The organism is Portibacter lacus (assembly GCF_021533215.1).
Lineage (GTDB): Bacteria > Bacteroidota > Bacteroidia > Chitinophagales > Saprospiraceae > Portibacter > Portibacter lacus.
Genome location: NZ_JAJNKA010000021.1, coordinates 1 through 22,295, shown reverse-complemented (window position 1 = coordinate 22,295; position 22,295 = coordinate 1). Strand labels below are relative to the sequence as shown.

The following is a 22,295-nucleotide window of genomic DNA, read 5'->3' as shown; positions in this document are numbered from 1 at the left end:
TTTTTTGAAATATATTATTCTTATACTATGCTTAATTAATGGCTCTATTTATGCACAAAATAAGCCTAGAACTAGTATTGAATTCCTAGAACAATACACTTCCCAGTTCGGAATCGAATTTGCTTACAGCCCAGAAAAAATTGGCAGTATTACCTTAAAACAGGCTAATTCGTTAGAAGAATTAAAGTCAGTTTTTTCCGATGTTAATTTAACCATCCTCGAAATAGATACGAAAAGGTGGTTGCTCCGAAATCAGGACGAATCTTCCGAAAAAAAGACGACTTATGTAAGAGGGCGTGTATTAGATTCTGACGGAAGTCCACTGGTGAGTTCATTAATCTATACCAATTCTGGAAAGTATTCCACATTAACTGATGATGATGGAGCTTTCATACTGGAAATTCCTGACGAAAATATCTATCAAGTTTGCTGCCAGTATCTCGGCTTTAAGCCCCAATGTATTTCCTCTGATAAAGAACTTGCTTTTGAATTAGAACCATTAGCTTTATTGATAGATGATGTAGAAATCAGTACTAAAAAAGTACAATGCAGCTTAGATGCGCTAGATGATAAAGAAATACTAAGACTTAAGTCATCTGGACTGTTGAATTCGGCATTGGGGAAAGATGTCATGCGTGCTGTTCAGATGCTAGGGGGAGTAGATGCGACTAATGATCTAAGCGCCTCCATGAGCGTTCGTGCATCCTCAGGATTTCAGTCTTTAGTGACCTTAGACGGAATACCTATATATAATGCGGAAAGTGCTTTCGGGATGTTCAGTGTGCTGAACCCAATGGTTGTTACTAAAGCAGAGTTATACAAAAACTCGATGCCTCTAGAGTACGGAGAATTTACAGGCGGGTATCTGGCTTGTGAAGGATTAACGAATATCCATCATAAAGTGAAGTTAGACATTGACCTAAACACCTTACAATCATCGGGATCTATTCAACTTCCTCTAGGCAAGCGGACACAAGTTAGTGCGGCAGCTAGAATTTCTAACGGGCGGATTAGTAATAAGCAATATTATAGCACCTTAAGAACAAAACGTTCAAATAATACGGACTTACCTCTTTTCTTTGAAAGACCTGAAAATATAAATACTTCACTAGAGAATGCATTTGCCGATGCCTATCTTAATTTTTCTCATCAATGGAAAAAGAATAGCAAACTCAGTTTTAGTCTTTTTGGGAATATTGATGCAACCGGTTCTTCTTATAATTATACCACACTTTTTAAAAGAGGAATTAAAGAAGACATTACGGTTATTGAAAATTATACCCAGTCGAAAGTAAAAGCTAATGTGGGAATGAGCCTTCGATATCATAAGCGATACGAAAATGATAGTGAACTCTTATTTGCAATTTATTCATCATCGTATGGATTAAGAGATTCGATTCGATTAAATATTCTTGTCCAGAATAGTACAGAAGACAAGAGTCACTTTTTTAATTCTAATATATTTAATTCGATCAGAGATAACAATATAAAATTTCAGTATTTAACCAATAAGGAACGAACGTGGAGTGCAAAAGTAGGTGTGGATTTTCGTCGGTTAGGCACGAATTTTAATTTTAGATCTAATAACATATCACCCTTTAGACAACAATTAGAAGTGCCATCGATAACGCCGTACGCTGGTATCAGATACAATTACAAAGGCATTTTCTTAGCAGATATAGGATTGAGAAATGCTATTATTCCGATTAAGAACCCGGTCAATTTTGCTTCTCCTAGAGCTAAAATTCTCGTGAAGCTAAATAAAGAGGTTTTCTTTAAATCATCGATTTCCTATAACCAGCAATTTTTCAGGCCTATAGAATTAGAAAGACAATTAGGGCAGTCGACTTCCGCGAATATTATTGCTACGAATAGAAATATTCCAATTATGAAAAGTGCGCAGATAACAATGGGAGGGAATTATTTCAAAAACGGTTTCAAGTTAAATGGTGATTTATTCCTGCGAGAAAACACTGGAATTTTAGAACAAGTATTAACCATGCCTGGACTGGGTGATGGGTCTAATGTCTTCGCGAATAATAGCTACAAGTTGTTCAGTGGAACGAATAAAGTCATAGGATTGGATATTACTTCTAGCTATGAAAAAGGAAGATTTATGGGATTGCTCAGTTATACGATTTCTAAATCTGAAGATAATTTTGAAGAATTATTTGATAACAAACCGATCCCTGACCAAAATAATAGAACACACCAGTGGAACCTATTTGCGTCTTATGAGCTCAATGCTTGGTCTTTTTCTACGACTTATGTCTATGGGTCAGGATTGTACACCCTAGATAGATCAGCTTTAGATCAAAATGTAGAACGTGAAGACATAGATCCTGCTGTTTTATTTAAGCAACTTCCAGCTTATAATCGATGGGATGTAAGTGTCTCTCGCACCTGGAACACGAAATTAGGAGACTTTTCGCTCGACGTAGGCATTTACAATTTTATGAACAGCAATAATGTTAATTCTGAGCTAGACATTTATTCTTTCCAAGACGAAAACAAAACGGCCACAGGAGGAGCCGAAGTGAGTCTGCTCGGTCGAATCTGGACGTTAGGTTTGCGCTATGGTCTTAATTAATTACTGTTTTACAATATTCGCTAAGTGACCACTCATTTTTTGATATCCTTCTAAGTTCGGATGGAGTCCATCTGAGAAAAGTTCTTCTTTTAAATTTCCATCATCATCTACGAATACGTTTCCGAGATAGTCATATTTGATGCGATGCTTTTCCGATAGTCTAGCAATCTCAAGATTCAATGCTTGAATCCTTTCCACATAATCCCGACGTGGCAGAAGCCCCATTAGAACGATCTCTGCCTTCGGTTGTCTATTTTTAATGGCTTCCACTAAAAGATCTAACCCTGCTATGATTTCTTCATCCGAATTAAGGTGAATATTATTCGTTCCGATCATTACGAGGACACGTTTCGCTTCGAAACCGTCTAACTCTCCATGATATACCCGCCAAAGTACATTTTCGATTCTATCCCAACCGTAAGCCATATTTCTTAACCCAGCAGGTGTGAATATCTTATCCCATGATTCTGAATCTCTAGCCATATTAGCGGCAGGCTTGCCACCCCAGTAGTGAACAATAGAGTTAGCGATAATGACTTGCTTCGGAGGGTTGCTTTTGTTTAAAGCTAGAATTTCTAAGTGGCGCTTTTCCCAATCATAATTACCAGGTTCTCGATATTGAGTAATGGGAAGAGTCGTAGAAAAGAATCCGGTCGGTTCTGCTAAAATCGAACGGAGCTTTTTTTCATATGCAACGGCGTATTGCATCATACCCAAGTCTGTCGGATGTACACCATCCACCATCGCATCCACACTTAACCCGATATCTTCCTTAGTGAGATAGAATAGTCCTTGTACACCTTCCTCTTTAAGCTGCCGAAACGCTTCTTCTTGCAAATCGTTCACCACGGCATAATCCTTCTCACGTTTTTCGCTGACTCCAGCCTCTGTATAACCTGCATGCTCGACTAATAAAACAGGAGTCTCTGGATGCTTAGATTTTAAAAACCGAACAGCATTAAGAACACGGTCTATAAGATCCTGGTCACTTTTAATTTTATATTTTTCCCATGCCGTAAGACTTAGATTAGGTAGGCAGTCTAAAACATAGACTTTCGCATCGATTTCTGCTATTAAGTCGAGTACTGGTTGCTCTAGTCTTCCAGATCCACTAAATCCAAGGTTGATCAGTGGCCTATCCATTGCTCGACCAACGATCGCAGTCCACGCCATACCTGGTCTTAATGCACATGCTCCTTGAGCGATAGACGTTCCATAAACCACGATGGGTTTCTCTGGTCTAGGACTTACAAATTCAAAATAATCTCCATCGTCTACACCGATTTCCATCCACTCTACATGATTGTACAAAGGTAAGTATAAGCGATATTCCCGTCCCTTTTTATGATATCTGTCATTCGGGTTTAAGTGATTGAAACGGTATACGATCGTATCGGAAAAGGAACGGCGTCCTGCGCACCAGAGCTCTTTACCGTCGCTATCGATAGCATAGAGATCTACTCCACTCTTTCCAGTGGCAGGCATGTGATTCATTCCGAAATTCTTATCTGATACGCCATATCTGATCACAATATTTTTAGCATTGGATCGAAAACGAACCATTAGGCCTGCGGATCTCAAGGAATTGCCCCAGACATCTCCAGCTACAGAACCTTCTGCTCTAGCAGGTAAGCGATCATAGGTACTTTTTGTTTCATCTGGCCAAGCTTGCCCTTCTAGATATTCAGAGGGATCGTACCACTGAGCATTTCCTAGATAAGCTAAGGCGAGAAATAAAATGGTAAAAATAGATCTGATGTTCACTTATTCTATGGTTTGAATTTTTTCTAATAATAACATCTCTGGATAAAATTGCCAGTCGAAATTTAAAGATTGGTTCGCATTGTGAGTATGGTGATCTTGGTCTAAGATATAGTTAGCAGGTTTGTTAAGAACCCTTGCTTTAGCATAGACTGTTTCTAGTTTTTCACGTAATTCATCGAAGTCCGTATTCATTTTTTTGATGTCTTCTAGTGCTGCATTTTCAGTATCTCCAGTGGCCAGATCATAAGTCTCTAATTTCAGTAATCCTTCATAGGAAAACTGTACCAATTTAGTAACCTGTTCATACATTTCTAAGGTGTAAGGATTTCGATTAGACTCTTTTTTTAGTAGCGCGATTCTTTGTTCCACGGTGTCTAATTCGGCTAATTGTTTTCGAGCATTTTCTAACCGTTTCTCATGCTTCTTAGCCCATTCTCCTTTCGCATTTTTACTAGGCAATTCTATAGACGCTTCGCTCAATGGATCTTCCAGTTTTCGCAGTTGATTTCTTTGTTTCCCTTCGATAAGCAGTGCATTTTTCCAGTGAGCGACGGGGCCTTCTAGTCGATCGATAAAGGCATATTCATTGCCTGAAAATTCAGAGCCAAATGTTCGTTGTCGATAAGCTTCCTTGAATTCCTCTTTAGTTCTTTGGTCCCCAGACCATGTATATTCAGAAAAGGCGATAATCCCTCTGATGTAAAGCTCGAAATGTGGTGAATCATCATCCCAAAGGGTTAATAATAACCCATCTAAGTTTTTTTCAATCGAAGAAAGCGCGAAAGATCTAATATTAGAAATATTTCCTTCGTTTTGCGGCATTAATGACCATCTGGTCTGGCCTGCCGTTGCGCCCATTACTTGGAAACCATGTGAAGAAAACCACTCCATGGCTTTTAGGTTTCCGTAGGTTTCTGGGGTTTGGTAATTCCATCGCATGTAGACGCAGTTCTTTGGAAATTTGTCTATAAACTTCACAAGCTCATGCTCATTGGTTTCCCAGATACTATCCACCTTTTCTGGTGAAATATTCCTATCAAACATTGGGCGATATACATTCGCATGTTTTAGCGGCATATCATCCCAGAAAATAGGAATTCTTCCTTGTTCTTCTGCAAACTTACAGACCTTATCGAGCCATATTAATTGTAACTCTAATGCCGATTTTTCACTTTGGCGACCAGAAGTGTGTACTTCATCACCTCCGATGTGTAGGTATTTTCCATCTGGTAGTGCTTCTAGCGCATCCAGATACAAATCAAACTGAACTTCGTATGTCTTCGGATCTAACGGATTAAATGCCCAGTCACTTTCAGGATCGTCTCTTAATTCGCGATATTCATCGTGTTTAAGAACGAAGGAGGCATGACCGATTCCTTGAACCAGTGGACTGATTTCTATATTTCTTTCTTTGGCATATTTACTTAGTTTCTCCCACTCTTCTATGGTTAGTGCATCTTCGGAAGCAACTTTAGGTTGTCTTACATACTTGATTTTGTCCTCTACTTCGGCAATGATGCCATTTATCTTGTATGCTGCCAGTCGATCCATTAATTCATAATAATAATCCAAGGTTTCCATATGGTGCTTTACATCAAGGTGGATTGCACGATAAGCTAATAAAGGAAAGTCCTCTATATCTACCATCGGTAGGTTTACATTCTGATCTACGGCATCTTGAATAAGTTGGGAAAGAGTTATTAACCCATACATAGCACCGGCATTATCTTTAGCAGTTATAGATATTTTTTCATTGTCAATTTTTAAATGGTAGCCTTCTGTATTAATATTAGAAGCATCATCGATAGTGATTTTTACTGGACTATCTTTTTCATTTTCTATTTTTTTGAAAAGCTTAGCAATTCCTCGAACGGTTTCATTGTTTTCTGAATAATAGGAATTAATGCTTTCAGGATTGAGACTAGAACTTCCCTGTAAAAGCATCTTTTGGGGAGAAGGAACTATGGTAAAGCTAGCATTGTCAGGAACTGATTGTTGGCAAGAAAAAATGAGCAAACAAAAAGCGAAAAGTAGTATGGTGTATTTCATGATGTTAAAATAGTAAAATGCTCCAAAAAAAACCCTTAAACACTAGGTTTAAAGGTTCTTTATTTTTGAGATGATGCACATAAGGCATCTTTCAGGTAATTCACATTACCCAATGTTGATTTTCTTGTAATGAAGACTAATCGATCTCGAAAGTAATTTTTACATTGACTCTAAAGTCAGTAACTTCTCCATCTGTAACGACAGTTGTCATTTCATTCACATATGCAGATCGAATATTCTTTACTGATTTAGAAGCTTTCTTTACTGCTTTCTTTGTTGCGTCTTCCCAACTTTCTTTTGAGCTTGATAGTACTTCTATCACTTTCAATATTGCCATTATTTTAAAAATTTAAATACGTTAAAAAATTAAATATCAACCTATATAAATATAGATCTTTACGAGTTGAATGCTTTTCTTAGAACTATTGTTCGTTAATTTGCTTTAAAATATAAAATAACTAGATGAATAATAAATTATTTATAGCACTAATTGCAGGTTTTGCAATTTATGCACTTGTTCGGTATTTTTATATGAAGCCCAAATTCAGGAATGGAGAAGATATTCCGAAGATAGAAGCGACACTCATTGACGGAAAAGAATTTAATATAGATGAGTTATCAGGCAAGTATGTTTTAGTTGATTTTTGGGGAAGTTGGTGTGGACCTTGTCGAAAAGAGAACCCATCATTGGTCAAATTATATGAGAAGTATCACGATCAGGAATTTAAAAATGCGTCGGGATTTGAGGTGGTGAGTATTGCTATCGAAACAGACGAATCAAAGTGGAAGAGAGCGATCGAAATGGATAAACTGATCTGGCCATACCACATTGTTCAGCTGGATCGATTTTCTTCACCTATTGCTAAAGAGTTCGGGGTAAGAGAAATTCCAACGAAGTATCTACTAAACGAAAAGGGGAAAATTATTTCTGTAAATGCCACAATAGACATATTAGATCGATTATTGGCAGACAGAATCTGACATTTTCTGCCAAATTGACAAGTTATTGCACATGGCAAAAATATTGCCATTGATTAGAGTTGAACATTAATCGTTATAAATGATGACAAATAAAATAGAAGATCTGGAAAACGAAGAAGAAAGAAAGGAAGAAGTCGTGGAAGAAAAGCCAAGAAAAGGCTGGGGCGCTAAGAAGGATAGTAAATTGAAAAAAGAATTGGAAGAGAAAGAAATCGAATTAGCGGAAGCTAAAGACAAATACCTTAGGCTGTTTGCGGAATTTGATAATTACAAGAAAAGAAGCATTAAGGAGCGCCTTGATTACATGAAAAGTGCAGCACAAGATACGATTGAAGACTTGTTACCTGTTCTTGATGATTTTGCACGAGCTAAGCAAAGTGCTGAAGATGAAAGTTCTACAGAGCCATTCAGCGAAGGTGTTTCTTTAGTGTATAATAAGCTTTTTAATACACTGAAAGCGAAAGGTCTTCAAGCGATGGAGTCTACTGGAAAAGAATTTAATCCTGAGTTTCATGAGGCTATTACTAAAATTCCGGCACCAACTGAAGACATGAAAGGTAAAATCATAGATACGGTAACCACTGGTTATACGTTAAATGATAAGATTATTAGACATCCTAAAGTTGTAGTAGGAGAATAAAGAAATATGGCAAAACGAGATTTTTACGAAATTCTAGGCGTTGATAAGTCAGCTGATACTGGAACAATAAAGAAAGCATATAGGAAAATTGCTATGCAGTTTCACCCGGATAAGAACCCTGGGAATAAGGAAGCTGAAGAAAAGTTCAAAGAAGCAGCAGAGGCTTATGAAGTTTTAAGTGATGAAGATAAGAAGGCTAGATATGATAGATTCGGCCATGCTGGTGTAAGCAATAATGGAGGCTTCGGCGGAGGTGGCGGAAGAACTGTAGAAGATATTTTTTCTCAGTTTGGAGATATATTCGGTGATGGTGGAAGTCCTTTTGAATCTTTTTTCGGTGGTGGAGGAGGTGGCTCAAGGACTAGAGCTAGAGGCCAGAAAGGGTCTAACCTTAGAATTAAGGTTTCTTTATCCCTCCAAGAAGTAGAAGCAGGAGTCACGAAAAAAATTAAGGTAAAGAAACAAGTAAGTTGTAAGACTTGTAGTGGAAGTGGAGCGAAAGATAGCTCTTCGCAGAAAACATGTGGAACATGTCAAGGTAGTGGATATGTAAGACAAGTAAGAAGTACTTTCTTAGGTCATATGCAGACAACAACAGCTTGTCCTACCTGTTCTGGAACAGGTCAAGTGATCACTGCTAACTGTAACACTTGTAAAGGTGAGGGAAGAAACTATGAAAGTGAAACACTGGAAATAGATATCCCTGCAGGAGTAGAAGATGGCATGCAATTGTCGATGAGAGGAAAAGGTAACGCTGGTAAAAACGGTGGTCCTTCAGGTGACTTGTTAATCAGCATCGAAGTTAAAGAAGATGAAGATTTAGCAAGAGATGGTCAGAACATCATCTACGATTTATTCTTGAACTTTGCAGACGCGGCACTTGGAACTTCAGTAGAAGTACCGACCTTAGGTGGAAAAGTGAAGATTAAAATTCCAGCAGGAACTCAAGCAGGAAAGATCTTGAGATTAAGAGGGAAAGGATTACCTTCTGTTCAGGATTATGGTAAGGGAGACCAGCTGATTCATGTGAATCTTTGGACACCTAAGACGATGAATGCAGAGGAAAAGGAGCTGATGGAGAGATTGCGAGATATGCCTAATTTCAAGCCAATGCCTGGTAAGTCAGAAAAAGGATTTTTTGAAAAAATGAAAGATTATTTCAAGTGAGAAAATGGATAGGTTTTTCTCTTCTTGTATTTTTGATTGCTTGTAATAACGATGTTTATTACAAGCAATCCTATGCTATTCCTAGTAGTGGATGGGAGTATGACACGCCCGCTACGTTCGAATTTAATGTTGATGATTTAGAAACATATTTCGATCTTATCTTAGATGTGGATCACTCTATTGATTACGTATATGAGAATACATACGTTAAGATTCACACCACATTTCCATCAGGAGAAAAAATTACAGATCAAGTTTCACTTCAGTTAGCTGATGATCTTGATCAATGGGAAGGCAAGTGCTCTGGTACCAATTGTACGGTAAGCATTTTACTCCAAAATAGAGTGTTCTTCAAAGAGGCTGGTAAGCACATCATTGAGATAGAACAATTTAATAGAGTAGAGCCACTGATGGGTATTAATAGTCTGGAATTAAAAATAGTGAACGCAGAAAAATAGGCTATTTATTTAGGTCAATTTTTCTCACTTGAATTGCCTCAATGACTACAAATCAATTACGATTATGCAGGTAACATTCTTTAAGCTAGGTCTATTCTCTATACTCGTTTTCGTCGCAACAAATTTACTTGGCCAATCTCAATCTTATTCTGAAGGTGACTATTCTGATTATATTCAAGAGCTCATCGGTGGTGAAAGAGAATATTCAGTGGAAAGTGGACGAATAGATCTTCTGACGGAAGAATATGCATTCGAAATCGACTGGCGAATAAGTGGAAGGAATCGATAGGTCAAGCTTTATGGTATGCTGTTCAGACGAATAGGAAACCTGGAATAATTCTCATTCTGAAGTCCAAAAAAGACTATAAATACTTCATTCAGTTGAATACAGCATTAGCCTATGCAGATCTTGTAGATAAGGTTTCAGTCTTTGTATTTCCTAATGACTTCGAAGAATTAATGGATGCTAAGTAAAGGAATATCATACTTGAGCGTAAAGTCTCATTAAGTAAAAAAACCTGTGCAGAACGTTAATTCTACACAGGTTTTATAATTTCTTAATGATCTAGTTTTGACTAGTTTCCGCCACCTGTGGCTCCACCGCCTTGTTGCTGACCATCACCTCCTTGTAACAAGTCATTATTCTTGATGGAAGTCTTTCTTTCTTTGAATTTCAAGTTTCCAAATCGGTAATCAAAACTTACACCCACAGAACGGAAAGGTATTCCGAAGCTACTTTCTAGGTTGAATCCATTTCCACTTTGATTAGAATTAAAGTACTTGTATTCATTAAATGGTTCGATCACTCTAATCCCTAAGCTTGCTTTAATTTTTGGAAATTCTTTCTTAATACCAAGTCCGTAGATAGAGAAGTTAGGTTGTTTCCCTTGAATCGTAAATCGTGGAGATCTAAAGAATCCAAAAAAGTCAATTTTAAAGTCTTTAGGAAGATTAACCGTTCCTCCGAAATTCACATTGTATTCATATCCTTTTGGATTCGTAACAGCAACTTCTGCTAACTTAGAGCTATAATTAAAGGTACCTAAGTTGAACCCACCTCTCAAGGTAAATGCATTCACATTTTTCGTAGCGAAGATGTTTAAACCAACTGAATTATTTATACCTACATTTTCAAAGGTGTTAAATCCAACTCCGTTAGCATTGATCGCTAGCAATTGTTGAATAATATCTTCTGTGTATTTGTAGTACAATGAAGAAAATATTCCAAAACCTTTGATGAAAGTATTGTATGAAAGATCTACTTGATGAACAATCTCTGGAGTTAAAGTAGGGTTACCTACTTGAATATTCAGACTATCTACACTATTCTGAAATGGATTAATATAAATCAAACTCGGTCTCTGTATTCTTTGATTGTAACTCAATTTCAACGTTTGGAAATTCTTTAACGATCTAGAAATAATCAGGTTAGGAAGGATATTCTGATAAGGGTCTGGTTTCACTGTTTCCTGCCCCTCTTCGAAGTCTCCTGCTATTGACGTTCTTTCATAACGTACACCTGCTATTACTGAAAACTTCTTAATTAAAAAGGTCAATGACGCATAACCTGCAACAACATTTTGGTTATAATTAAAAGCATTCGATCTAGCTTGGTCTATTTGGTAACTTCCATTATTCTTAATGCTATAAGTATAATCGGAGTCTATATTTCTCAATACGGTTTTCGCACCTACTTCTAGTTTCATTGCATTCGCAAATGGATGAACATAATCAGCTTGGAAAGTGGTTTCTAAGTTGTCTCCATCATTGTAGATTAATTCATCCCGTGTTGGGAAAATGCCGTTTGTATACGTCTGAAGAATATTGTTGTCCGCATCATTCTGATCACCACTTAGTTGAAATGCAAGTGTGAATTCTCTATCCTTTTCTTCAAATGTCTTTTTGTAGTCTGTAGACCAATCATAACCAGATCTTCCATTTACTCCGCCAGAAGTTCTGGTGAAATTATAGCCATTATTGAAAATAGGATCGGTTAATGAGCCATCTAATGTTCCATCAGAATTAAAACTAAATCCTCTTGTCGAGAAGGAAGTATTCAAACTGTTATAAGCATTGAAATCATAGAACATTCCCGCCGTTCCTCTAAATCCTAATCGCGTATTATTAGTGGTTCCATTTTGCTCTAGAACTCTTTGTAAGCTGTTGATGGTATCTACTCTTTTGAATGTGTTAATGGCATCAGCTGGATTAGAATAGAATACAGACCCGTTAGCATTTACTCCGAATCTACCCTTCGCACCATTAAGACTTGCAGTAGCGTTGTTCTGTCTGTTTCCTACAGAAGCACTTACCGATCCACTGTATCCATCTGCAGTTTTCTTCTTAGTGATAATATTAATAATTCCACCAGCTCCTTCCGCATCATATTTTGCAGAAGGTGTCGTAATTACTTCGACTTGCTTAATTTCATCTGCAGGAATCATTTTTAATGCGTCAGCTACGTTACTCGAGAACATACCTGATGGCTTTCCATTAATAAGAATTCTTAGATTCTGAGATCCTCTTAAGGAAACATTACCATCGTAATCAACAGATAGTAGCGGTACTTTTCTTAAAACTTCCGTTGCATCTCCTCCAGAAATCGAAGCATCTTGCTCCGCATTGAATACGAGCTTGTCAACTTTAATCTCGGTTAGAGCTCTCTGGTCCGTAATTTCTACTTGATCAAGTACATAATTAGCCGGCTTAAGAAAAATAGGATCTACATTGAGATCTGGCTTGGCTGGTGTAGTTTCAACTTGTATCACTTTTTCATCATAGCCCAAGAAAGAAATATACATATCGTACTTGTCAGCAGGAATGTCAGAAAGTCTGAACTTTCCATTATCTTCACTTAATACACCATTGACCTCTTTATCACTCCCTTCTTTCTTTAATACGATCGTCGCATAGGCAACAGGTTGTTTGGTAATAGAATCAATTAATTCACCTGCGATAAACCCTTTGATCGCTTCTTTTTTCTTTCCAAAACCACCCATGGGGAATTGTGAAAAAGCAGAAGTAGAAATGGAGCATATTGCAATTAATAGTAGCAGTTTTTTCATTATATATTTGTTTGTCATATTAAAGCGCAAAAGTAGATATAAACGTTCATATTATGCCCAATTTTCGATTAGTAGAGCATTTTCATTGATGTAGGTTAGGTTCCTGTGTTATCTTAAGTTATTTAAACTTAACCTATTATCAATCTATATGTTCATATTTATTGATTATAAGTCTAGTTTCTTACCTTGTAGTGCCTGAAGTTTTTTAACTATTTTATATAACCTTGTTAATAATTCCCAAATCATTTCTATTAATGAACAGAAGCAGGTATAATAATTTAGAAGATTTCAAATCGGCGCTCCAGCAAAAAGGCATTGTCGTGCTAGATGAAATTTACTTGGAATATAAAGCCGAGTTCTTCTTATTTGCTAAAAAATACAATATGTCCAATGAGGATCTTTGTGATGTTTATCAAGATACCATTATAGCGTTTTATGAAAATGTTATCAATGGAAAACTGACAGAATTATCAAGTTCCTTAAAGACTTACATCTTTAGTATTGGTAAATATGGTATTTATAATAAAATTAAAAAGGAGTCTAAACTGATTTCCTTGGAAAAGGAACAGCTGGCTAATTTGGATTTGAGTGCTGTAAAATTGGATTTTAGTACGAATAAAAAGTCAGACATGATAAGGCTGGCAATGGAAAAACTAGGGGGTCGATGCAAAAGGATGTTGATTCTGTTTTATTACCATTCTTATTCTATAGAAGCTTTAATGCAAGAATTCAAGTATAAAAATGAAAATGTTGTTAGGAGCCATAAGTCTCGATGCTTAAAAAACCTAAAAACATTGGTTAACGAGGAAAAATAAGGGTTATGAAACAGGATGAAATATTTGCAGAAGGAAAAGAATTTTCCGATGCCTTTCTTGAATCTGCTAAGATTATCGGTCGAAGTCAACTAAAGTCTCGGTTTCGCAATTTAGATAAAGTTAGAAGACTTAAGAAACGTAATATTTTAGGAGTTGCAGCTACCATTGCGATTCTTATTGCAGCCTCTATATTTATGTTCAGACCATCTTCAGAGCAACAGCTATATTCAGCATACTACCATAAAATGCCTAATAAAGTTGTCTCTATCACAAGGGGCGTTTCTGAAACTGATGATTTGAAATTGGCTTTTTTGGCCTATGAGAAAAGCAATTATCTTGATGCGAAAGAACAGTTTTTAACTTTGGAAAATACAAGTCCTGAGGTGAAATTATACTTGGGAATCATTGCGATGGAAGAATATAATTACGACGAAGCATTAAACATACTTCTACCACTATCGGATGATTCTAACTATCATTTTAAAACCGATGCAAAGTGGTATGCTGCACTGTGTTATCTGAAGACTGGAGAATTAGAAAAATCCAAAAATTACCTTCTAGAAATCCAGAATGGCGATTCTACCTATAAGGTTAGGGCTACAGAACTGTTAGCTAAACTTTAAAATAAATAGTCAAAAACACCGAAAAGCTTGAAGATTGCAAGAATCACAATGGTCACTAGCAATCGATATGCCCAGATATCTGCTTTTGGAAATTTAGAAGCAAAATTGGCCGCTAAATAGCCACCGATTAATTGCCCTAAGGCAATAATTCCTCCAGCCTTCCAGTCTACTAATCCTTTATAGTGAAAAATAGCAAGTACGACTACTGAGTAAAGCAAAACTGTGAAACCTTTTATGGCATTCGCATCAATAAGATTATACTTTCCTACCAATACGGTAATCAATAAAAAGAAAACACCCATTCCCATCTGAATAAAACCTCCATAGAAACCGAGTGCTAGAAAAAGAGGAATCGCGATCCATGGATTCAGCTTTGCTTCTGCATTGGGTGGATTTAACCATCTCTTAGGCTTTATCAATAAAACGAAAAACACAGCAATCATTAGGTATTTGAAAACCGTCTTGAACTGTTCATTACTTACATTAAGCGCTACATATACGCCTAGCAAAGCGCCGATAAAACAGCAAGTAAGTAGTAATCGATGTTTTTTAATTTCTAGACGGCCATTTTTGTAAAACCCAAAACTCCCACTGATACCTTGCGCAACTACACCCACCCGGTTAGATCCGTTAGAGATATTTCCAGGAAGTCCCATCATTTCTGATAAAATAGTAAGCGTTATCGCTGAACCAAAACCAGACAAAGTATTAATCACACCTGCGACTAATCCACCTGCAACGGCTATTACATATATATACCATTCCATACTTAGTCTGGGATTTCTTGGCAGAGTTCTATTAATACACCGTTCGCAGACTTTGGATGAACAAAACAAACCCATTTATTATCTGCACCTCGTTTCGGTTCATCGCTAAGCACTCTAAAGCCTTCCTCCTTTAGTCGTTTCATTTCAGCTTTAATATCTGTAACTGCGAATGCTATGTGATGGACACCTTCGCCCCTTTTTTCGATAAACTTAGCAATAGGACTTGCTGGATCAGTGCTTTCTAGAAGCTCTATTTTATTCGGTCCATTATTGAAAAAAGAAGTGGTTACCATTTCACTTTCTACAGCTTCTCGTTTGTATGGTTGGGAATTCAGAAGTCTAGAATAATTAAATTCTGCTTCTTCCAAATTTTTCACTGCAATACCAATATGTTCTATTTTCTGCATGCTGCAAAAGTAATTATTTGAAACATGGAAATACTAGGATTGACTTAAAATATGTAATTCATAAAATGAATATTGTCACAATGACAATATTTGTTATCTTTGTATTATGGCATACCATCCACAATCTGAACTTTTAGCGAATCCATCTCCAGAAGATGAATTAATGCACTCCATTTCGGTGGATTGTGTCATCCTCGGTTTCGAAGATGAAAAACTTAAGGTACTGTTGATTCAACACCATGGTGGCCCTAAAGATGGAGAATGGGCATTGCCAGGAGATTTCATAAAAAAGAACATTGACCTAGAAAAAATGCCCTATGATGTATTGCATCGATTAACAGGAATTCAGAATATTTTTGTAGATCAATTTGGCACCTTTGGAAACTTGAATAGAGTTGATTATAGAAGGATCATTACGGTGGGATATTACGCATTAGTAAGTCCTCAGAAGTATGACTTGAAATTGGGAAAAGCCGCTAAAAAAGTAGAATGGTTCGATGTTTCGGATACGCCGAATCTAATATTTGATCATTCCTTCTTGCTTGAGTCGGCTATAAAAAAATTACAAGAAGATTTGGAAACTAAGCCGATCGGCCACGAGTTGCTTGCGGAAGAATTTACACTTACTCAGATGCAAAAGCTTTATGAAGCGATCTTAGGTGAGAAGCAAGATATTAGAAATTTTCGTAGAAAAATACTCAACTTGAAGGTTCTGGAAGAAACAGGAAATGTGGATGATTCTGTACCATACAGGGCACCGAAACTATATAAATTTAAAAAGAAATGAAGTATGCCTTAGGTATAGACGTAGGAAGTTCCTCCGTTAAGATTGCTATTGTCAACGCATCGAATGGGGAAGCCATAACGAATGCTCAGTTTCCACCAAGTGAAATGCCGATGATCACTGTTCAGAAATCATGGGCAGAACAAGAGCCTGTCATGTGGTGGGACGCTTTTCTAGAGTGCTTGAAAAATATAGATGCTTCTATCTTAAGTGAGATCTCCCACATAGGTATTTCATATCAGATGCACGGGTTAGTTTGTGTAGATAAGAATCAGGATGTCCTTCGACCTTCGATCATCTGGTGCGACAGTAGAGCGGTTTCCATTGGAGAAAAAGGAATGGAAGCACTTGGGGAAGATTACTGCCTGAAGAGCTTACTTAATAGTCCAGGAAACTTCACAGCATCTAAGTTGAAATGGGTGAAGGAAAATGAGCCTGACATTTATCAACAGATCGATAAGGTGATGTTGCCAGGAGATTATATGGCAATGAAATTATCGGGTGAAATTGGTACTTCGATTTCTGGCTTGTCTGAGGGTGTATTTTGGGATTTTAAAGGTAAATGTGTTTCTAAAGAACTACTGGAAGAGTATGGATTTGATGAGAAACTAATTCCTGAGTTTAAGACGAGTTTTGCGGAGCATACGAAGATTGATGCGGGTGTTGCTAAATCATTAGGAATCAGTCAAGATGCAAAAATAACTTATAAGGCAGGAGACCAGCCGAATAATGCATTATCCTTAAATGTTTTAGAACCAGGTGAAATAGCTGCAACCGCAGGAACATCAGGAGTAGTATATGGCGTAGTTGATTCTCTTTTTGTAGATGAGAAACAGCGGGTTAATAGTTTTGCTCATGTTAATTATTCAACAGAAAGTGATAGAATCGGTGTGCTACTATGCATAAATGGTGTAGGAATTTCTAATGCTTGGGTAAAGAAGCAGTTTAGATTTGATGATTACCTTTCTATGAACGAAGCAGCTCATCAGGTAGAAGCAGGAGCAAACGGGCTGATGTTTTATCCATTTGGGAATGGAGCAGAAAGAATGCTAGGAAATGAAAACATAGAAGCGTCTATAGAAGGGCTTAATTATAATATGCATCAGAGAGAACATTTCGCAAGAGCGGTGCAAGAAGGAATAGCTTTTTCTTTCGCTTACGGAATGGAAGCATTTTCTGAAAAAAATATAACGATTCATAAAATAAAAGCTGGACATGCTAATATGTTTTTGAGTGACTTGTTTGCTCAAACGTTAGCGGATTTAGTAAATGTAGAAATTGAATTGTACAATACTGACGGAGCAGTGGGTGCTGCTAGAGGCGCGTTAATAGGTGGAAATGTTCTAACGAAGGAAGAAGCTTTTTCAAACTTGAATGTGATAAAATCTTATGGACCAATGGCAGATTCGCCCTATCCTGCTTTATATGTTGAATGGAAAAATACATTGACCAATAAAAAATTAAAAAAATAACTGTTATGAGTAAAACTTATTTTCCTTCGGTAGGAAAGATACCTTTCGAAGGTTCGTCTTCTAAGAACCCAATGGCATTCACGCACTATGATGAAAATAAAAGCATTCAGGGTAAGCCCATGAAAGAGCTTTTCAAATTCGCTGTTTCATACTGGCATAGCTTCTGCGGAACAGGTGCTGATCCATTTGGCCCAGGAACTAGAATTCTAGAATGGGATAATAGCGGTGATGCTTACCAAAGAGCGACTGATAAAATGGATGCAGCTTTCGAATTCATCAGTAAGTTAGGAGTTCCTTACTACTGTTTTCATGATGTGGATCTGATAGATGAAGGTGATACGATTGGGGAATATGAAAAAAGAATGCAATTCATCACGGATTATGCTCTTCAAAAGCAAGAGGAAACAGGGATTAAGTTGTTGTGGGGAACTGCCAATTTATTTTCTAATCCAAGATATATGAATGGAGCAGCAACCAATCCTGATTTCAATGTTGTTGCTAGAGGTGCTGTTCAAGTGAAGAATTCTATAGATGCGACGATCAAATTAGGTGGTCAAAATTATGTGTTCTGGGGAGGTAGAGAAGGATATATGAGTTTGCTGAACACAGATATGAAGAGAGAAAAGCAACACTTAGCTACCTTCTTAAAGAAAGCTAGAGATTATGCTAGAAAGAATGGTTTCGAAGGGACTTTTTTAATTGAGCCGAAACCAATGGAGCCATCTAAACATCAGTATGATTTTGATGCAGCGACATGTATTGCTTTTCTGCAGGAGCATGACCTGATGAATGATTTCAAACTCAACATCGAGGTAAATCATGCAACGTTGGCGTCACATACTTTCGAACATGAACTTCAGGTTTCTGCTGATTCAGGAGTTTTGGGAAGTATAGATGCTAATCGTGGTGACTATCAGAATGGTTGGGATACGGATCAATTTCCAGTTGACCTTATGGAGTTAACACAAGCGATGTTGGTCTTGTTAGAATCAGAACCTCTTACAGGTGGAGTAAATTTTGATGCTAAGGTGAGAAGAAACTCTACAGATATGGAAGATATGTTTATTGCACATATTAGTGGAATGGACAATTTCGCAAGAGCAGCTGAAATTGCAAGTGATATTTTAGAAAATTCTCAGTACAAGCCATTGAGAAAAGAAAGGTACAGCTCATTTGATGCAGGTGACGGAGCAAAATTTGAAAAGGGTGAATTAAGTTTTGAAGCTTTGCGAGAAATAGCTTTAAAATCAGGAGAGCCGAAGCAAATAAGTGGCCGCCAGGAGCTTTATGAGCGAATCATTAACATGTACATATAAGGATATAAGTTGTAAAAATCTAAATATTATAAAAAAGCTGGGCGGTGGAATCATCGTTCAGCTTTTTAATTTTTAGGAAGACATTCTTCTATTTTATAGGTGTTTAGGAATGATTTAGCTTAATATTTCTTTAGATAAGTTAGAAAAAAACACGGAAACAAAAATTTTATAAAAATATTAACACTTGTTAACAACAAATATTGGTTAAAACAACTTATGTTTGTGTTAACAATCGTTTAGTACGGTATTTATTAAAGAAATAAAATTTAAAGTAAAATGAAAAAAGGATTTTTAATGTTTTTGGCAGCTACAGCATTTGTAGCATTTTCGTTCACGAATGTGATCATTGAAACACTTTCTGCAGATGTAATGGAAAGTGAAATAACATGGAAAGGTTATAAAGTTACGGGTTCACATACTGGGACTGTAATGTTAAAAGAAGGAAACCTTGAATTTACTGATGGAGCTTTGACTGGCGGAAATTTTGCAATTGACATGGCAACATTAGGGTCTACAGATTTAGAAGGAGAGTGGAAAGGTAAATTAGACGGTCACTTGAAATCTGATGACTTTTTTGGTGTAGAGAAATATCCTACAGCTAATCTAGTAATAACTAAAGTTGCACCTAAAGGAACACCTGGTGATTACAAAGTATATGGTGATCTTACTATTAAAGAAACTACTGAACCAATCACTTTTTATGCAAATGTAAAAGAAGAAGGTGATAAAAAAGTGGCTACTGCTTCAATTAAAGTGGATAGATCTTCTTATAATGTAAAATATGGATCTGGAAGTTTCTTTTCAGGCTTAGGTGACAAAACAATTTATGACGAGTTTGACTTAGACGTGAAGTTAGTCGTTAAATAAATAATAGAATTAACATCTTTGCATCGCAGCTATTCTTAAAGTTTACTGCGATGCACTTTTTTTAAAAAAAGTATGAGACTAGAAGAAGAAATAAATCAAAAGACATTTAATTCAGAACATCAGAAATTAATTCTGAATCTGATGTATACTTATAGTTGGATAGAAAAACCACTTAAGGATACAATGGCTAAAGAGCAGTTGACCATGCCTCAGTATAACATTCTTAGGATTCTGAAAGGTGCTCATCCAAATCCAGTTTCGCCCCAAGATGTTAAAAAAGTGATGCTTAATAAGAAGTCAGATCTTACTAGATTGTTAGATCGCTTGGTTTCTAAAGAAATTATTGGTCGTAGAATTTGTCCTTCGAACAGAAGAAAAATGGACTTATCCATTACAGAAAAAGGAATTGATTTATTGGAAAGATTAAATCCAAGAATAAAAGAAGTGTTCGAGGTTAGAATTTCTGATAACATATCAGCAGAAGAAGCAAAACAAGCTAATGACATTATTGATAAAATGAGAGGATAGTAGATAAATACTAGGTGCTCCAAATAACTAATATCACAAGTTTGCTATTTCGCGCGAATTAATTGCCTTCAAATATTCAGAAACTTGAAATTCTGAGAAAAATTTAAATTCCCACCATACAAATATTAACTTCGCGTCTTCAAAAATAATTTCATCGATGAAGCGCACGAAAATTAAGGCATTACTTGCCTCACAAGAAACTGGTCAACAAGTCTGTGTAAAGGGTTGGGTTAGGTCTTTTAGAAATAATCAATTTATCGCCATCAATGATGGATCTACGGTAAAAACCATCCAAGCTGTTGCTGCATTAGATAAGTTTGATGATGCTACTCGGAAAAGGCTTACGGTCGGTGCTGCTGTTGGAATTGTTGGCGAATTAGTAGAATCACAAGGCAAGGGACAGAGTGTAGAAATTGTGGCAAATGAGATTACAATTTATGGCGATGCTGATCCAGAAAAATATCCATTACAGCCGAAAAAGCATAGCATGGAATTTCTTCGGGAAATCTCCCATCTCAGATTCAGAACCAATACTTTCGGAGCTATTTTCAGAATAAGACATGCTGCGGCGTTCGCTATTCATCAGTTTTTTAATGATAAAGGCTTTGTATATCTCCATTCTCCGATCATCACCGGTTCAGATGCGGAAGGTGCTGGAGAAATGTTTCGGGTAACGACTTTCGAGCCGAACGAAGCTCCACTAACAGAAGATGGAAAAATTGACTACAAGAAAGACTTTTTTGGAAAAGAAACAAATCTAACAGTTTCAGGTCAATTAGAGGCTGAGCTGGGAGCACTAGCATTTTCGGATGTATATACTTTTGGTCCAACGTTCAGAGCTGAGAATTCAAATACTTCAAGACACCTAGCAGAATTCTGGATGATCGAACCAGAAATAGCATTTGCTGGCTTGCAAGAGAATATGGATCTCGCAGAAGAAATGCTTAAGTATATTGTCAAATATGCATTGGAACATTGTGCTGACGATATTGAGTTCTTAGAGAAGAGGTTATTAGATGAGGAGAAATCTAAGCCAATGGCGGAAAGATCTCCGATGCCATTAAAGGAAAAGCTAGAGTTTTGTCTTGACAATGATTTTGTCAGATTAACATATACAGAGGCGATAGAAATATTGAGAAATTCTAAGCCTAATAAGAAGAAAAAATTCAAATTCCCAATTGATGAATGGGGCGCTGATTTACAATCGGAGCACGAGCGTTACTTGGTTGAAAAGCACTTTAAGAAACCAGTTATATTAACGGATTATCCAGCGTCGATCAAGGCGTTTTATATGAGATTGAACGAAGATGAAAAGACAGTAGCGGCAATGGATATCTTGTTTCCTGGAATCGGTGAGATCGTTGGAGGTTCAGTGAGAGAGGAGCGTTATGAAGTATTGAAAGGAAAGATGGAAGCGCAGGATATTTCACCAGAGGAAATGTCTTGGTATCTGGATACAAGGCGTTTCGGTACTTGTCCACATGCAGGGTATGGCCTAGGATTTGCGAGAATGATCTTGTTTTTGACAGGAATGGGGAATATAAGGGATGTTATTCCATTCCCACGTACCCCAGGAAACGCAGGGTTTTAAAAGCTGATTAGGAAAGGATTACAAAGTATAATTTTGATAGGAAAGGAATGGAATAACATGCCATCCCATCCGCTTTCGCGGTTCACTCACTTTGAGTACGGACACTTGTAGAAAAGCTATAGCGAGAAAGCTGGAAAGTGTAAGGTTTGAATTAAGTCCGAAAAATCTTAGATTCAAGTAAAACTTCCTCGCGGTATGCGCTGTCATTAGGACACATCTTTTTATATATTATAAATTTTTTATATATTTAGTGAGGACTAAAAAGTATAAATAATGAAAACTAGATCTTCTACTAGTCTCTATGGTGACAAGAGATTAGAAAAAAAAGGGCTGCTTTGAGCAAAGGCTCATTGATTCGCAATCTTCGAGCCTTCACAATTTCAGTTCTGATGCTTCGGAATTAAAGTCATT

General features: G+C 36.9%; 20 protein-coding genes. 14 read left to right on the top strand and 6 right to left on the bottom strand.

Going from position 1 to position 22,295, the window contains the following annotated elements:
• The first annotated feature begins 4 nt into the window (after positions 1 to 4).
• Positions 5 to 2,590, top strand: coding sequence for a peptidase associated domain and porin domain-containing protein (locus L2586_RS23140; protein WP_235295380.1), 2,586 nt, complete (start codon positions 5 to 7; stop codon positions 2,588 to 2,590).
• On the opposite strand, the gene L2586_RS24735 is transcribed toward L2586_RS23140, so the two are convergent.
• The 3 genes from L2586_RS24735 to L2586_RS23125 form a co-directional block, all read right to left on the bottom strand.
• On the bottom strand, positions 2,591 to 4,354 hold the full coding sequence (locus L2586_RS24735; RefSeq protein ID WP_235295379.1) for an SGNH/GDSL hydrolase family protein: 1,764 nt from the start codon (positions 4,352 to 4,354) through the stop codon (positions 2,591 to 2,593).
• Positions 4,355 to 6,403, bottom strand: coding sequence for a glycoside hydrolase family 20 zincin-like fold domain-containing protein (locus tag L2586_RS23130; protein WP_235295378.1), 2,049 nt, complete (start codon positions 6,401 to 6,403; stop codon positions 4,355 to 4,357).
• A 136-nt stretch (positions 6,404 to 6,539) separates the two neighbouring features.
• On the bottom strand, positions 6,540 to 6,740 hold the full coding sequence (locus tag L2586_RS23125) for a dodecin family protein (protein WP_235295377.1): 201 nt from the start codon (positions 6,738 to 6,740) through the stop codon (positions 6,540 to 6,542).
• Positions 6,741 to 6,865: 125 nt separating this feature from the next.
• On the opposite strand from L2586_RS23125, the gene L2586_RS23120 reads away from it, so the two are divergent.
• From L2586_RS23120 to L2586_RS23100, 5 genes are all read left to right on the top strand, one after another.
• A complete protein-coding gene (locus L2586_RS23120; RefSeq protein WP_235295376.1) occupies positions 6,866 to 7,384 on the top strand; it encodes a TlpA family protein disulfide reductase in 519 nt (172 codons plus the stop codon).
• Between the two features lie 79 nt (positions 7,385 to 7,463).
• Entirely contained in the window at positions 7,464 to 8,024 is a 561-nt protein-coding gene (locus tag L2586_RS23115; protein ID WP_235295375.1) for a nucleotide exchange factor GrpE, read from the top strand.
• 6 nt (positions 8,025 to 8,030) lie between these two features.
• Entirely contained in the window at positions 8,031 to 9,191 is a 1,161-nt protein-coding gene (dnaJ, locus tag L2586_RS23110) for a molecular chaperone DnaJ (RefSeq protein WP_235295374.1), read from the top strand.
• Positions 9,188 to 9,649 (top strand): gliding motility lipoprotein GldH, encoded by a 462-nt coding sequence (locus L2586_RS23105; RefSeq protein WP_235295373.1) that lies wholly within the window; start codon positions 9,188 to 9,190, stop codon positions 9,647 to 9,649. The genes dnaJ and L2586_RS23105 overlap by 4 nt, the downstream gene beginning before the upstream one ends.
• A 64-nt stretch (positions 9,650 to 9,713) precedes the next feature.
• Positions 9,714 to 9,938 (top strand): hypothetical protein, encoded by a 225-nt coding sequence (locus L2586_RS23100; RefSeq protein WP_235295372.1) that lies wholly within the window; start codon positions 9,714 to 9,716, stop codon positions 9,936 to 9,938.
• Positions 9,939 to 10,224: 286 nt separating this feature from the next.
• Here the strand turns inward: L2586_RS23100 and L2586_RS23095 are convergent, their stop codons facing one another.
• Complete coding sequence (locus L2586_RS23095; RefSeq protein WP_235295371.1) at positions 10,225 to 12,714, bottom strand: TonB-dependent receptor domain-containing protein; 2,490 nt, start codon at positions 12,712 to 12,714, stop codon at positions 10,225 to 10,227.
• 254 nt (positions 12,715 to 12,968) lie between these two features.
• On the opposite strand from L2586_RS23095, the gene L2586_RS23090 reads away from it, so the two are divergent.
• Both L2586_RS23090 and L2586_RS23085 read left to right on the top strand, forming a co-directional pair.
• Positions 12,969 to 13,529: an RNA polymerase sigma factor gene (locus L2586_RS23090; RefSeq protein ID WP_235295370.1), complete on the top strand. Its 561-nt coding sequence runs from the start codon at positions 12,969 to 12,971 to the stop codon at positions 13,527 to 13,529.
• A 5-nt stretch (positions 13,530 to 13,534) separates the two neighbouring features.
• Positions 13,535 to 14,152 (top strand): tetratricopeptide repeat protein, encoded by a 618-nt coding sequence (locus L2586_RS23085; protein WP_235295369.1) that lies wholly within the window; start codon positions 13,535 to 13,537, stop codon positions 14,150 to 14,152.
• Here the strand turns inward: L2586_RS23085 and L2586_RS23080 are convergent.
• Both L2586_RS23080 and mce read right to left on the bottom strand, forming a co-directional pair.
• Positions 14,149 to 14,919, bottom strand: a complete 771-nt coding sequence (locus L2586_RS23080; protein WP_235295368.1) for a sulfite exporter TauE/SafE family protein — start codon at positions 14,917 to 14,919, stop codon at positions 14,149 to 14,151. The two genes, L2586_RS23085 and L2586_RS23080, sit on opposite strands and share 4 nt — an antisense overlap.
• Positions 14,920 to 14,921: 2 nt before the next feature.
• Positions 14,922 to 15,326 (bottom strand): methylmalonyl-CoA epimerase, encoded by a 405-nt coding sequence (gene mce / locus L2586_RS23075; RefSeq protein WP_235295367.1) that lies wholly within the window; start codon positions 15,324 to 15,326, stop codon positions 14,922 to 14,924.
• A gap of 106 nt (positions 15,327 to 15,432) precedes the next feature.
• Here mce and L2586_RS23070 point away from each other — a divergent pair, with 106 nt between their 5' ends.
• The 6 genes from L2586_RS23070 (at position 15,433) to asnS (ending at position 21,884) form a co-directional block, all read left to right on the top strand.
• Positions 15,433 to 16,113, top strand: coding sequence for an NUDIX hydrolase (locus L2586_RS23070; protein WP_235295366.1), 681 nt, complete (start codon positions 15,433 to 15,435; stop codon positions 16,111 to 16,113).
• Entirely contained in the window at positions 16,110 to 17,582 is a 1,473-nt protein-coding gene (locus L2586_RS23065) for a xylulokinase (RefSeq protein ID WP_235295365.1), read from the top strand. Before L2586_RS23070 ends, L2586_RS23065 begins: the two co-directional genes overlap by 4 nt.
• A 5-nt stretch (positions 17,583 to 17,587) precedes the next feature.
• Entirely contained in the window at positions 17,588 to 18,898 is a 1,311-nt protein-coding gene (gene xylA, locus L2586_RS23060; protein ID WP_235295364.1) for a xylose isomerase, read from the top strand.
• A gap of 276 nt (positions 18,899 to 19,174) precedes the next feature.
• Positions 19,175 to 19,765, top strand: coding sequence for a YceI family protein (locus L2586_RS23055; protein ID WP_235295363.1), 591 nt, complete (start codon positions 19,175 to 19,177; stop codon positions 19,763 to 19,765).
• 72 nt (positions 19,766 to 19,837) lie between these two features.
• Positions 19,838 to 20,293: a MarR family winged helix-turn-helix transcriptional regulator gene (locus tag L2586_RS23050; protein ID WP_235295362.1), complete on the top strand. Its 456-nt coding sequence runs from the start codon at positions 19,838 to 19,840 to the stop codon at positions 20,291 to 20,293.
• A 157-nt stretch (positions 20,294 to 20,450) separates the two neighbouring features.
• Entirely contained in the window at positions 20,451 to 21,884 is a 1,434-nt protein-coding gene (asnS, locus tag L2586_RS23045; RefSeq protein ID WP_235295361.1) for an asparagine--tRNA ligase, read from the top strand.
• Positions 21,885 to 22,295 lie beyond the last annotated feature (411 nt).

Coding starts and splice junctions, on each gene's coding strand:
- mce (WP_235295367.1), bottom strand. CDS start 15,326: ATGCAGAAAATAGAACATATTGGTATTGCAGTGAAAAATTTGGAAGAA.
- L2586_RS23070 (WP_235295366.1), top strand. CDS start 15,433: ATGGCATACCATCCACAATCTGAACTTTTAGCGAATCCATCTCCAGAA.
- L2586_RS23055 (WP_235295363.1), top strand. CDS start 19,175: ATGAAAAAAGGATTTTTAATGTTTTTGGCAGCTACAGCATTTGTAGCA.
- L2586_RS23115 (WP_235295375.1), top strand. CDS start 7,464: ATGATGACAAATAAAATAGAAGATCTGGAAAACGAAGAAGAAAGAAAG.
- xylA (WP_235295364.1), top strand. CDS start 17,588: ATGAGTAAAACTTATTTTCCTTCGGTAGGAAAGATACCTTTCGAAGGT.
- L2586_RS23100 (WP_235295372.1), top strand. CDS start 9,714: ATGCAGGTAACATTCTTTAAGCTAGGTCTATTCTCTATACTCGTTTTC.
- L2586_RS23125 (WP_235295377.1), bottom strand. CDS start 6,740: ATGGCAATATTGAAAGTGATAGAAGTACTATCAAGCTCAAAAGAAAGT.
- L2586_RS23090 (WP_235295370.1), top strand. CDS start 12,969: ATGAACAGAAGCAGGTATAATAATTTAGAAGATTTCAAATCGGCGCTC.
- L2586_RS23130 (WP_235295378.1), bottom strand. CDS start 6,403: ATGAAATACACCATACTACTTTTCGCTTTTTGTTTGCTCATTTTTTCT.
- asnS (WP_235295361.1), top strand. CDS start 20,451: ATGAAGCGCACGAAAATTAAGGCATTACTTGCCTCACAAGAAACTGGT.
- L2586_RS23120 (WP_235295376.1), top strand. CDS start 6,866: ATGAATAATAAATTATTTATAGCACTAATTGCAGGTTTTGCAATTTAT.
- L2586_RS23080 (WP_235295368.1), bottom strand. CDS start 14,919: ATGGAATGGTATATATATGTAATAGCCGTTGCAGGTGGATTAGTCGCA.
- L2586_RS23095 (WP_235295371.1), bottom strand. CDS start 12,714: ATGAAAAAACTGCTACTATTAATTGCAATATGCTCCATTTCTACTTCT.
- L2586_RS23065 (WP_235295365.1), top strand. CDS start 16,110: ATGAAGTATGCCTTAGGTATAGACGTAGGAAGTTCCTCCGTTAAGATT.
- L2586_RS23085 (WP_235295369.1), top strand. CDS start 13,535: ATGAAACAGGATGAAATATTTGCAGAAGGAAAAGAATTTTCCGATGCC.
- dnaJ (WP_235295374.1), top strand. CDS start 8,031: ATGGCAAAACGAGATTTTTACGAAATTCTAGGCGTTGATAAGTCAGCT.
- L2586_RS23050 (WP_235295362.1), top strand. CDS start 19,838: ATGAGACTAGAAGAAGAAATAAATCAAAAGACATTTAATTCAGAACAT.